General features: G+C 68.8%; 10 protein-coding genes. 2 read left to right on the top strand and 8 right to left on the bottom strand.

Features of this window, described 5'->3' with window-relative positions; all coding sequences use genetic code 11:
- Positions 1–5 precede the first annotated feature (5 nt).
- Positions 6–2687 (bottom strand): cytochrome P450, encoded by a 2682-nt coding sequence (locus tag AB0M14_RS07205; RefSeq protein ID WP_364989839.1) that lies wholly within the window; start codon positions 2685–2687, stop codon positions 6–8.
- 82 nt (positions 2688–2769) lie between these two features.
- Here AB0M14_RS07205 and AB0M14_RS07200 point away from each other — a divergent pair, with 82 nt between their 5' ends.
- Positions 2770–4047: a glycosyltransferase gene (locus AB0M14_RS07200; protein ID WP_364989835.1), complete on the top strand. Its 1278-nt coding sequence runs from the start codon at positions 2770–2772 to the stop codon at positions 4045–4047.
- 34 nt (positions 4048–4081) lie between these two features.
- Complete coding sequence (locus AB0M14_RS07195; RefSeq protein WP_364989834.1) at positions 4082–4852, top strand: ABC transporter permease; 771 nt, start codon at positions 4082–4084, stop codon at positions 4850–4852.
- Positions 4853–4883: 31 nt separating this feature from the next.
- On the opposite strand, the gene AB0M14_RS07190 is transcribed toward AB0M14_RS07195, so the two are convergent.
- The 7 genes from AB0M14_RS07190 to ligD all read right to left on the bottom strand — a co-directional run bounded on the left by AB0M14_RS07190 (position 4884) and on the right by ligD (position 12197).
- A complete protein-coding gene (locus AB0M14_RS07190; RefSeq protein ID WP_364989830.1) occupies positions 4884–5642 on the bottom strand; it encodes a MerR family transcriptional regulator in 759 nt (252 codons plus the stop codon).
- 162 nt (positions 5643–5804) lie between these two features.
- Entirely contained in the window at positions 5805–7295 is a 1491-nt protein-coding gene (locus AB0M14_RS07185) for an NAD(P)/FAD-dependent oxidoreductase (protein WP_364989827.1), read from the bottom strand.
- On the bottom strand, positions 7292–8212 hold the full coding sequence (locus AB0M14_RS07180; protein ID WP_364991381.1) for a ferritin-like domain-containing protein: 921 nt from the start codon (positions 8210–8212) through the stop codon (positions 7292–7294). Before AB0M14_RS07180 ends, AB0M14_RS07185 begins: the two co-directional genes overlap by 4 nt.
- 7 nt (positions 8213–8219) lie before the next feature.
- Positions 8220–9131, bottom strand: coding sequence for an SDR family NAD(P)-dependent oxidoreductase (locus AB0M14_RS07175; RefSeq protein WP_364989825.1), 912 nt, complete (start codon positions 9129–9131; stop codon positions 8220–8222).
- 1 nt (position 9132) lies between these two features.
- A complete protein-coding gene (locus AB0M14_RS07170) occupies positions 9133–10113 on the bottom strand; it encodes an alpha/beta hydrolase (RefSeq protein WP_364989822.1) in 981 nt (326 codons plus the stop codon).
- Positions 10114–10202: 89 nt separating this feature from the next.
- Positions 10203–11153, bottom strand: a complete 951-nt coding sequence (locus AB0M14_RS07165; protein WP_364989819.1) for a D-isomer specific 2-hydroxyacid dehydrogenase family protein — start codon at positions 11151–11153, stop codon at positions 10203–10205.
- An 81-nt stretch (positions 11154–11234) separates the two neighbouring features.
- Entirely contained in the window at positions 11235–12197 is a 963-nt protein-coding gene (ligD, locus tag AB0M14_RS07160; protein ID WP_364989816.1) for a non-homologous end-joining DNA ligase, read from the bottom strand.
- Positions 12198–12301 lie beyond the last annotated feature (104 nt).

Below are 12301 nucleotides of genomic sequence, written 5' to 3'. Positions count from 1 at the left end.
ACCCGCTACTTCGCCGGACGCAGGACGACCGGGACCCGGTTGGGCGCTGGCACGAAGTCGCGGGTCTTGGCTCGGACGCGATGGTCCGGGTCGGGGGTGGCGCGCCAGTTGGCGAAGAGTGCGGCCGTGGCGAGCGTGATGGTCATCAGAGCGAAGGTGTTGCCCGGGCAGTGGCGGGCGCCGAGGCCGAAGGGGAGCACGGTCTTCTTGTCGATTTCCGCCACCCGGCCGGGGAACCAGCGGTCCGGGTCGAAGGTTTCCGGAGCCGGATAGTAGTGCTCGTTGTGGTGGATCAGATACGGGCTGTAGACGATCATGGCGCCGTCGGGGAGGGTGGCGCCGCCGAGCGTGACCGGGCCGTCCGCGGTGTGCGTGCTGACCCACGGCGCCCAGTAGCGCAGTGTTTCCAGGAGCACCAGCCGCAGATAGGGGAGGGTGGCGACGTGGTCCGGGGACACCGGCCCGGTGCCGACGAAATCGGCCAGCTCCCTGCGTAATTCGGCTTCGATATCGGGATGGGTGAGTACTTCGTGCCAGACCCAGGCCAGGATGGAGGCGGTGGAGCCGACGCCCGCCGCGAGCATGAGCAGCAGTTCGTCGACGATCTCCGCGTCGGTGAGGCGCGCGCCGGTGTCCGGGTCGACATGGTGCACCAAAGCTGACGCGACGTCCGGGAATTCGCGGTCGGTGCGCCGGTACTCGGCTACCACCGCGCCGAGTTCGGCGCGCAAGCGGGCGGCTTTGGCGGAGAACCTGCGATTGGCGAGAAACCGCAGCCGGCGCACCGGCGCGGGCAGCGCCGCCCGCACGATGACCTGTTCGAGCAGCCACGGAACATTCTGGCGTACTTCCTGTTTGGCGGCGGTGGTGAAGTCCGCGGTGAAGATGGTCGACGAGATGATGTCGAGGACGAGCTCGTGCGCCTGCTCGACCAGATCCACTGTGCCACCCACCGGCAGGCGATCCGCCCACTGATTCGCCAGATCCGCTGCTGTCACCGCGTATTCATTGATCCGGCGCTGGCGCAGCGCCGGCGCGATCATACGGCGCCGAAGCGTATGCGGCTCTCCGCTGAGCACATTCGAGGCCCCGCGGATCACCTCCTGCATGGTTTCGCGCAGCTCCTCCCGGTGGAACTTCCCGGCCTCGCCGAAGCCCACCGCCCGGACGAGCTCCGGAGTGGTCAGGACGTAGGCGGGACGCGGCCCGAGGTACACCCGGACGATCGGGCCCAGCGCGGTCAGGGATTTCACGAAGCCGAGGGCGTCGCGCAGCACGACCACGCTGTGGCCAAGCAGGGGCAGCCGCCCGGGAGCGGTCGGAATTGTCTGGAGCACAGCGGAGTTCGATTCGTTCGGCGGATTCGCGTGCGGAAGGTTCAGGACGTCCTGGTAGACCTCGACGAGGTCACCGGTGAGCTGGGACTGTCGGCTGGAATCCGCGTGCGCCGCGAGAATTTTGCGCATCGGGGTCAGCTCGGCCGGGTCCTCGGCGAGGGCGTGCAAGGTCGCGGCGAGAGCGGCCACCGAAGGATCGGGCGTGCACACGCCGCCGCCCTCCGGTACGGACTCGGCCAGATCCGGATCGCAGTAGACCACCGGCAGCCCCATCGCGACCGCCTCCAGCACCGCCATGCCCTGCGTGTCGAACCCGGATGACGGGAACAGCAGCACATCGTGATCGGCCATGGCCGCCAGGCACTCGGCCTGAGATACGCCGCCGTGCAACCGAACCCGGCCGTTCAGCCCGCCCGCCTCGATCGCGGCACGGGCGCGCTCCGAAAGCTCGCCCGTGCCATACACATCGAGCGTGCACGATGCCGTGAGCCGGACCGCCTCGATCGCCTCCATGAGCCGCTTCTCTGGAGACAGACGCGCACACCACAGAACTCGCAGGGGCCTGGTAGGTGGCTCGAGTGGCTCGTCGGCGATCGCTCGAGTCCGTTCGACTGCCCCGGGAGGTGTGCTCGCACTGGCGGGTTCAGCCGCAGGCTCGCTGCCGTGGCGGGGGTCCTCATCCGCGGCCGGGCGGAATCCCCGCGCGCGCTCGATCAGCTCGTCCTCGATTCCGTTGGACAACACCGTGATCGGACGATCGAACCCATGGTCCCGCAGCAACGCGGCGAAGTGCGCGGAAGGCACCAGCACCCGGTCCGCGGCGCGCGCCTGCCCGACCATGGTGTGCCAGGCGTGCCGGGCGGCCCGTGACTCGGGACGGCGCGGCATGTCCCCGCGATGCGGCACGAACCGCCCGTGCACCGCGCGCAGCAGCAGCGCCGACGCATACGGCACCGGCGAGGTGTGTTCGATGAAGGCGTCGTCGCGACTGTGGATGGTCTGCACCACCGGGATCCGGTGCTTGTGGCCCGCGTGCAGCCCGGCGATGGCGACGCCGTAGGTGGTGTGCAGGTGCACCACATCGATCGGCCCGCGCGCCGCGAATTCGGCGTCGATCAGCCGATTGTTGGCCGGGGTCGGCCCGACGACGGCGAATCCGTTCACCCGCAGACCCGCGACCGCCGAAAGAACCACCAGACCGGGGTCCGGTTCGGTAGATTCCGGCGTGGGCGCGGTGAACACGGTGACCTGATGCCCGAGCCGTTCCAACCCGTGGCGCTGGGCGCGGATCGAGGACTGGATCCCTCCGATCGTCGCCGGATGGAAATCGCTGAACAGTGCGATGTGCACGGGTTCACCGTACGGACCCCGGAGGGTTCATGAGTCACGATTTGCACAGCTCGCGCCGGATCGAGTGGAGACGGGGCCGATCATGAGAGTCGCGATCCCGTTGACGGGTACCCGCGGAGACGTCCAGCCCGCCGTCGCGCTCGGGCTGGAGTTACGCCGGCGCGGGCACGATGTCTTCGTCGGCGCGCCGCCGAACCTGGTCGACTTCGTCACCCGGGCCGGATTGACCGCCACGCCCTGCGGCCCCGACGTCCAGCAGCTCTACTCCTCCGAGGAGGGGCAGCGCGCCCTGGCCGCAGGCAGCAGCTTCCGGTTGATGCAGCTGGTCGGCAAACAGATGGCCGGGTACGCGGCGCGGATGAACCGCGAAGTCATCAGCGTGTGCAAGGACGCCGACATCATCGTCTCGACCATGCTCACCGAGGATCGAGCGGCGTCGGTCTCCGAGGCGATGGGCATCCCGATGGTGTCGCTGCACGGGTTCCCGTCCCGGATGAACGGCGCCTATCCGTTCCCGGGAGCGCTGCCGCCGGCCGCGCGGCCGCCGGCGCTGGTGAACCGCGCCACCTGGCTGGTGGCCGAGAACCTGCGGCGGGTGATCTTCCTGAAGTACCTCAACCAGTTGCGCGCGGAGCTCGGCCTGCGCCGGTCCTTCGCGAGCCCGGCGCAGATGCTGGCCCGCCGGAACGTGCCGGAGGTGCAGATCTACGACCCGGCGCTGGTGCCCGGCTTGGCCGAGGAATGGGGTACCGGCCGGCCGCTGGTCGGGTTCCTGCCGCTGGAGCGGTTCACCCGGGAGGCGATCGGTGAGCTCGCCGCCGACCACGGGGAAGTCGTCGCGTGGATCGGACAGGGTGAGCCGCCGGTGTACTTCGGCTTCGGCAGCATGCCGATCCGCGACACCCATGCGGTGCTGGCGATCGTCGAGGACGTCTGTGCCCGGCTGGGGCAGCGCGCTTTGGTCAGCGCGGGCTGGAGCGATCTGGCGGTCGCCGACGCCGCAAGCGGTGCACGAATCAAGGTTGCCGGGCCGCTGGCGCACGACATCGTCTTCCCGCTGTGCGCGGCGGCGGTGCACCACGGCGGCATCGGCACCACCTTCGAAAGCCTGCGGGCGGGTCTGCCGACGGTGGTGTGCTCGGTCTCCTTCGACCAGCCGATGTGGGGCGGGCAGGTGCAACGGCTCGGTGTCGGCGCGCACCTGTCGTTCCAGAAACTCGATCGTGAGCATCTGACCTCCGCCCTGCGGACCGCCCTGTCCGAGGAGACCCGGCAGCGCACGAAGACCCTTGCCGCCCAGCTCTATTCGCACTCCGACGCCACGTCTCGCACCGCCGACATCGTGGAGTCGACCGCGTGAGGCCGCCCCGCCGCCGAGCGTCACACCGAGTGCGGTGACAGTACCGGGGGCGTCCCGGCTGGCCCGGGTGGGCGCGGACTCGTACGTCATGCTCGTGCGCAGCGGGCGGCATACGCTGCGCAGTCGCGAGACCCTGGCGATCTCGGTGCTGTTGCCGATCTTGATCATGTTGCTGTTCGTGTACGTCTTCGGCGGCGCGATCGACGTCGAGGGGCCGTACCTGGACTACGTGGTGCCGGGAATCGTGCTGCTGTGCACCGGATTCGGGGCATCGATCACCGCGACGGCGGTGGCCGCAGACATGACTTCGGGTGCGGTGCAACGGTTCCGCACGCTGCCGATGTTCCGGCAGGCGCTGCCGGCCGGGCACGCGGGGGAAGGTGTGCTGCGGAATCTGGCGGCCATCGCGATCGTGCTGATCCTCGCGGCGATTCTCGGATTCCGGCCAGACACGGATGCCGCGGGATGGCTGACCGCGGTGGCGGTAATCGTGCTGTTCGTGCTCGCGGTCACCTGGATCGCCATCGCGCTCGGGTTGCTGGCGCGCAGTCCCGAAGCGGCGGGCGGGTTCACCTACGCGATCATGTTCATCCCGTACCTCAGCAGCGCGTTCGTGCCGACCTCGACCATGCCGGGGTGGTTGCGCGGATTCGCCGACCATCAGCCCGCGACGGCCGTGGTGGACAGTCTGCGCGCACAGTGGGGCGGCGGCGCCGACGGAAGTGCGGTCAGCGCGGTCCTGTGGTGCGCCGGGTTGGCGGTGCTCGGTTATGCCGCGGCGGCCGTGCTGTACGAACGGCGTTGAGCTTCCGCCGGGCCGGGACGACGGGTGCGGGTCAGGCCTTTTCGGGTCGGCTGGGCGTGCGTTCGGCGGCGGTGGCGAGGTAGTCGCCGAGTTCCCGGCGCAGGGTCACGTCCATGGAGCGCGCCAGGGTGCTGTGCACCGAGGCCACCGCGAGTTCCCGCATCTTGTTGAGCATCGTCGTGGTCTGGGCGATTTCGGTGCTGGTGTCCGGCAGCCAGCCCGCGCCGTGCTCGTCCACGATGTGCTGTTTGGCGGCGGTGATCATGATGTGGGTGATGTCGTCGATCCGGTCGGCGACCTTGGCGTAGATCTCGATCAGCATGCGCAGCTCGATGCCGTACTCGTGCAGTTCGGCGAAGGACGCGAGCAGCTGGGTGTCGGTGAAGACCACCGTGTCGCCCTCGATGCGCACCAGCTTCATCTCCCGCAGCCGTTCGACGAGTTCGTCCGTCTCGGCGCCCAGGATGGTGCCGATCAGCTCGCGCGAGACCTCGAAGGTTTCGTCGGCGCTCCACGGCGCGGTGACCGCGTGCTGCAAGCCGAGAACCTCGGTGAGGTCCTTGCCGGTCTCCCAGCTGGTGATGAAGTCCGCGATGTGCGCGGTGGTGAAGCCGCGCTGGAGCAGCGCGTCGATCATGCGCAGGCGCTCGAGGTGCGCGTCGCCGTAGAGGCTGGCCCGGCCGTCCTTGCCGATCGGCGGCGGGAGCAGGCCGCGTTCCTGGTAGGCGCGGACATTGCGGGTGGTGGTGCCCGCGGCGCGAGCGAGGTCATCGATCCGGTACTCCGGCATCGATCACACCTCCCTCGCCCACCACGCGTCGCTACCGACGCTCCGACAACCCGATCGCTGACCGATCGAGTCTAACCGTGTGCCGGACCCGGCCCGCGCCACCGAGCACGGCCCCGCCTGCCGCGCACCCCGCGGTGCGCGGCAGCCGAGGCCGGGTGGTTGTCACGAGACGGCGGCGATCCGGGGTCGGCGGGCGCCTGCGGGCACCACCTCGTAGTCGTCCAGTTTCAGGGTGCGCAACTGGTTGACGTACTGGGTCGCGAAACCCGGGTACATGGTCGCGTTGAAACCGTCCTCGGTCAGGTACCAGCTGTGGCAGCCCGAGTTCCAGGTGGTGGCGGTCAGCCGCCGCTGGATGGCCGCGTTGTAGCGGTCCTGCTTGTCCCGGCGCACGTCGAGCATGCGCAGGTCCCGGTCGAGAATGGTCTTGATGGCGCTGGACAGATAGTCCAGCTGCGCTTCCATGTACACCAGCGCCGAATTGTGCCCAGGGCCGGAGTTGGGGCCGAAGGTGAAGAACAGATTCGGATACCCGGACACCGCGACGCTCTTGTACGCGTAGGCGCCCTTGGACCATTCCTGTCCCAGCACCCGTCCGTCGCGGCCGGTGATCGGGATCGGCGTGCCCGCCTTGGACACGTCGAACCCGGTCGCGAAGACAATGCAATCCGCTTGGTGCTCAATGCCTTCCGCGGTGCGGATGCCCTTCTCGGACAGCCGCGCGATGGGCCACGTGATGAGCTTGCAGTTGTCCTGCTGCAAGGCCGGGTAGTAGTCGTCGGTCATCAGCAGGCGCTTGCAACCCGCCCGGAATTCCGGGGTGAGCTGCCGGCGCAGCCACGGATCCTTGACCTGCCTGCGCAATTGGGCCTTGCCGACCAGCTCCACTACGCGGGTCAGCGGCGTGTTCCACACGACACCGAGGGCCACCGACTCGTGCCCGTAGAACCAGACCTGACGGGCCAGCGATTCGCTGGCGGGCACCTGCCGGTAGAGCTGCTTGAGCAGCGGGTTGGTGCGCCGGTTGACCCGCGGCAGCACCCAGCCGGGCGTCCGCTGGAACACCTTCACCGAGGCGGCCTGCTTGACGAGCTCCGGAATGATCTGCACCGCGCTGGCTCCGGTGCCGACCACCGCGACCCGCTTGCCGGTGAAGTCGTAGTCGTGATCCCAGCGGGCACTGTGGATCTTGTGCCCGGCGTAATCCTCGAGGCCGCGGATGTTGGGGAAGCTGGCATTGGCCAGCGGACCCGACGCCAACACTACCGAGCGGGCCCGGACCGGTTCCCGGCCTTCGAAACCGATGGTCCACTGCCCGGCGGGCTCGTCGAACTCGATCCCGGTCACGGTGTGGCCGAATCGGATCCGGTCGTTCAGGCCGAACTCCGCGGCCATCGACTCGATGTAGCCGAGGATCTCCTTGCTGCCGGAGTAGGTGTGCGACCAGTCCGGGTTCGGCGCGAAACTGTAGGAGTACAGCCGCGACGGAATGTCGCACGCCGCACCGGGATAGGTGTTGTCGCGCCAGGTCCCGCCGATCTCGGTGCCGCGTTCGAACAGCGTGAAATCGTGGATACCCTTTTGCCGCAACCGGATCGCGGCCCCGATACCCGCGAAGCCGGCGCCGATAATGGCGACGTCGATGGTTTTCATGCCGCGGGCTCGTAGGTGATTTCCTTCGACCACGTCGGGTCCTTTCGCAGCAGTGCCTTCGGCACCCGGGCGGTGATCTTGACCAGCGCGTCGGCCAGCAGGTGATAGGGGTGGTGCCGGTTGATCACCCAGCCGCCGTGCATCTTCACGATCTGGTACATGGGCAGCCGGCGCGCGAATTCGCTGCGCTCCCCGACGTTTCCGTAGCGCTTGAGCGCCGCGTACAGCTTCTCCTCGTCGACGCCCATCGCCACGATGTTGTCGCGCATCTTGTTCAGCAGCGGCACGTAGCTGAGCACGCCGATCAGGAAGGTCGGCTTGACCCAGCCGCCGACCAGTTCGATCAGCAGCTTGCGCATCTCGGCGTGGCCGAGCACGTCCATCACCGCGAAATCGACGGCGAGATGGCGGGATTCGTCGGAATTGATGTGCTTGAAGACCTGCTGGCAGACCGGGTCCTCGATCTCGTCCATGATGAACTTGACCAGCGCGCCGTCCAGCGCCACCTCGAGCATCGGAATCACGGTGCCCAGGAACGACAGCGACATGTCGTCGGAGTACTGGTCCAGGAAGTCGATCACCAGCTTGACGTTGATGTTCGGCTGCGGGATCTCGTCACCGTCGAGCATGCCCCAGCGCCGCATCAGCGCCAGTTCGGCGTTGGCGTGCTTCTGCTCCTCGGCGTGGAAGTAGCGGTAGATCTCGCGCAAGGTCTCGGTCGGCGCCTTCTTGGCCATGGCGGCGAAACCGCGGGCGCCGACGTTCTCGATCCACATCAGGTCGGCCATGAAGGGCTTGAGCTTGGCGTGCAGCTCCGGCGAAATCGTCTCCGCGCCAGGGGCATCCCAGTCGATATCGGCCAGCGCCCACTGCCGGTCCTTGATCTTGCGGAGCATGTCGTCGAAGTCCATAGCGATAGCCATGTCAGACTCCTGTCTTGTCGGTGACCGTGATCCGGTCGGGGGAGGGCGAAGTGTCCTGCGGCAGTAGCCGATCCAGCAGGCCGAGGACGAGGGTGTACTGCGCGGGGAAGTAGCGCTTGAGCCGCCAGACGACATGCGCGTCCAGCTGCGGCAGCACGTACAGCTGGCCGCGGTCGTGCGCGTCGAGGGTGGTTTTGGCGACCTGGTCGGGGGTGAAACCGGTGAGGCGCATGAGGGTTTCGGCCAGGCGGGTGGCCTCGCCGGTGATGCGGCCGTCCCGGGCGACATTCGTCTTGACGAAGGTCGGGCAGAGCACCGTCACGCCGACGCCGGTGCCGCTGAGCTCGGCGGCCATGGTCTCCGACAGCGACATCACCGCGGCCTTGGCGGTGTTGTAGGCGGCCATCGACGGCGCGGCGGCGAACCCGGCGGCGGAGGCGACGTTGATGATGCCGCGCGGCCGCTCCCGCGAGGCCCGCAACTGCGGGGTGAATACCTCGCAGCCGTGCACCACACCCCACAGATTGATGCCCAGCGCCCAGTTCCAGTCCTCGAAACCGATGTCGCCCACGTGTTTTCCGCCGATGCCGACGCCGGCGTTGTTGATCACCAGCGATGCCGGGCCCTCGAACAGGGAGGCGGCGTAGCGGGCCAAGTTCTCCACGTCCTCGCGCTGGGCGACATCGCAGCGGAACGCGTGCGCGGCGCCAGGGTGCTCGCGTTCGATGAGCGCGACGGTCTCATCCGCGCGCGCCTCGTCGATGTCGGCGCAGATGACCTGGCCGCCGCGGGCGGCGATCTCCAGGGCGAAGGCCCGGCCGATGCCGCTGCCCGCCCCGGTGACCACCGCGCGCGCACCGTAGGAGCGGCGTGGTCGCACCGCCAGGGGGATCAGCTTTTCCAAACCGAACATCTCAGCTCACTTTCTCGGCAGTGCCGGTAACCATTGCCGCGCACAGGAAGTCGGCGGCGCGGGCCAGCGCGCGGTCGGCTTCGGGGACCAGGACGGGCAGCGCCTGGAAGACATGGACCTGGCCCGGCCAGATCTCGAGCACGCACTCCCCGCCCGCGCCGCGCACCATCTCGTGCAGTGCGCGGGCGTCGGCGGAGAGCATCTCGGTGCCGCCCGCCTGTACCAGAATCGGCGGCAGCACAGTGCCTTTCGGGATACTGAGCCGCAATCGCGGTGCGTCGGCGGGCAGGCCGCGGGTGTACTGCGCCGGCAGCTTGCGCGCCGCGTGCGCGGTGATCAGTGGGTCCGGGCGGCGGCGTTCCTGTTCGGCGGCCAAGCCGAAGCTGAGGTCGAGCAGCGGCGAGAACATCGCGACCGCGGCCGGTTGCGGCCGGTTCCGGCGCTGGTTCTCCAGGAGCAGATCGAGCGCGAGGTGCCCGCCCGCCGAATCGCAGCCGATCACCAGGTCCGCGGCCGGGTAGCGGCGCAGCAGCCAGGCGTAGCCCGCTTCGACGTCGTCGGCGGCGGCCGGGAACGGGTGCTCGGGAGCCAGCCGGTAGTCCACGACGAAGACCGGCAGTCCGGTCCGCTTGGACAACCGGGCGGCCAGCCCGCGATGGGTGCGCGCCGAGCACAGCACATACCCACTGCCGTGTATGTAATAGACCGCTCGCGACCCGAACGTGACGCCCGGTGCGCACACCCATTCGCCGCGGACCGCGCCCTCGCGGACCTTGGTGACGGTAATTCCGGACATCGGCGGGCCGCCGACGGCCATGAACGTGGCGATGAGCTGACGTGCGAACCAGATGCCCGGCGGGTTCATGGGAATCGCGTTGTGCACCGGCCGCAGGGCGTATGCGGCGGCGGTGGCCGCGACGGAGGCGCGCAGGGAGGGCGCCGCCGGAATGGCGGGGACCGAGGTCCTCGTTGACCTTGTCATGCGTTCAGAATCAGCGATGAATGTGCCATTTGTCAATGGCGGATTCGAGACCGAAAAAGCGGGCCCTGTGACGGGCCCGCTATCTGCCGCTAGTAGCCGCGGTCGGGATCGATGGGCGCCAGCAGCTCCCGGCCCGCGACGAACCGGCTGACGTTCGCGGCGACATGGTCGGCGAAGGCGGCCAGCCGCAACTGCGGCGGATTCGAATCATGGGGCGTGACAATGGCATTCGGCAGCACCCAGAGCGGGTGCCCGTCCGGCAGCGGCTCCGGTTCGGTGACGTCGAGGCCAGCGCCCGCGATGGCGCCCGAAGCCAGCGCCGCGACCAAGGCGTCGGTATCGATCAGGCTGCCCCGGGCGACATTGATCACCCACGACGACGGCTTGAGCCGCGCGAGTTCCTCCGCGCCGACCAGATGCTGGGTGGCGGCGGTGGCCGGGGCCGCGATCACGACGTGGTCGGTGCGGCTCCACACCTTGCCGAGCTGGTCGGCGGGGACCGTCTCCACCGAATCCGGGATGCCCGGGCCGGTGACCGGGCGGCCGGACCGGTTGACCGCGATGACGTGCGCGCCGAGCGGAGCCAGCATCGGGATCAGCGCCCGGCCGATGCCGCCCGCGCCGATGATGGTGACGGTTTTGCCGCGCAAGGTGCCCACGTGCGGGAAGAAATCCTGCTGCCGCCAGCTCGCCGCCCGCAGGTGCTCGGGGAGATAGCGCACGCCCGCGAGCAGCAGCGTGAGCGCGTGCTCGGCCACACTGTTGGCGAAAGCGCCTGCGGCGGAAGTGAATCGGACATTCGGGTGGCGGGCGAGGATACCCGCGGTGAACCAGTCCTCGACACCGGCGGCGGGCAGCTGCACCCATTCGACACTCGAGGGCAATTCCTGCGGGAATTCGCCCGGGCCGCCGGCCCAGATCAGCGCCCGGGCCTCGGCGAGATCCACCAGCGCGGCCCCGCCCTCACCGACCGCCTTCGACAACAGGGTCGGCGCGGGCTGCGTCGGCCCGATAGCGACTGGTACAACTGGCGCGCTCATGGCTGCGGATCTCCTTTTGCGTGAGGCAGTCTCGGCTGGTCGAGCCCTCATCAGCCGTCCACATCACCCTAATACGGGGGGTCAGGGCTGATCTTCGGGCGGTTCTTCGGCAATCCGGTCGCGGTCGGCCCATTCCAGCAGCTGCTCGATCCCGAAGACCGCGTCGTCGATCCCGGCATGCAGGTCGCCCAGCTCGGCATAGCGCGGCGGCACGGTTTTCATGGTGAAGTCGCGCGGGTCGATATCGGGGATCTCGTCCCAGCGGACCGGGGTGGACACCGTCGCCTCCGGGACCCCGCGCACCGAGTAGGCGGCGGCGATGGTGTGGTCCCGGGCGTTCTGGTTGTAGTCGACGAACAGCAGCTTCGGATCGCGGTCCTTGCGCCACCAGGTGGTCGTCACGTCGTCGGGCGCGCGGCGCTCCACCTCGTGCGCGAAGGCCAGCGCGGCGCGGCGCACCTCGGCGAAACCCCACTCCGGTGCGATCCGCACGTAGACGTGCAGGCCGTGTCCGCCCGAAGTTTTCGGCCAGCCCACCGCGCCGAGGTCGTCGAGCACCTCGTGCACCACCCCGGCCACGCGCTGCACCCGCGACCACGGGCAGTCCGGCATCGGATCCAGGTCGATGCGCCATTCGTCGGGGCGCTCGGTGTCGGCGCGCCGGGAGTTCCAGGGATGGAACTCCACCGTCGACATCTGCACCGCCCAGATCACGTCGGCCAGCTCGCTCACGCACAGTTCGTCGGCGGTACGGCTGTAGCGGGGGAAGAACACCCGCACTGTCGGCACCCACGGCGGGGCGCCCGAGGGTAGTCGTTTCTGATGGACCTTGTCCCCGGCCAAGCCCTTCGGGAATCTGTGCAGCATGCAGGGGCGATCCCGCAGCGCGTTGACGATGCCGTCGCCGACGCTCAGGTAGTACTGGACCAGGTCGAGCTTCGTCGCCCCGGTCTCGGGGAAGTACACCCGGTCCGGATTCGAGATCCGCACCGTCCGATCCCCGACATCGAGCTCGATCGCGGGACTTCCAGACTTACCGGCCACCCGTCCGACGATAGCGGGCGCGCGGATACGGCGCTGGTCGTCCGCCGACAACACACCACGTCAGGCTGCGTCGCGAGCACCGAATTCATGCGCCCACGAACCCT

It is taken from the genome of Nocardia sp. NPDC051832 (assembly GCF_040681285.1).
Taxonomy (GTDB): domain Bacteria; phylum Actinomycetota; class Actinomycetes; order Mycobacteriales; family Mycobacteriaceae; genus Nocardia.
The sequence above is the reverse complement of the archived record's forward strand: the minus strand, read 5'-3'. Positions and strand labels throughout refer to the sequence as shown.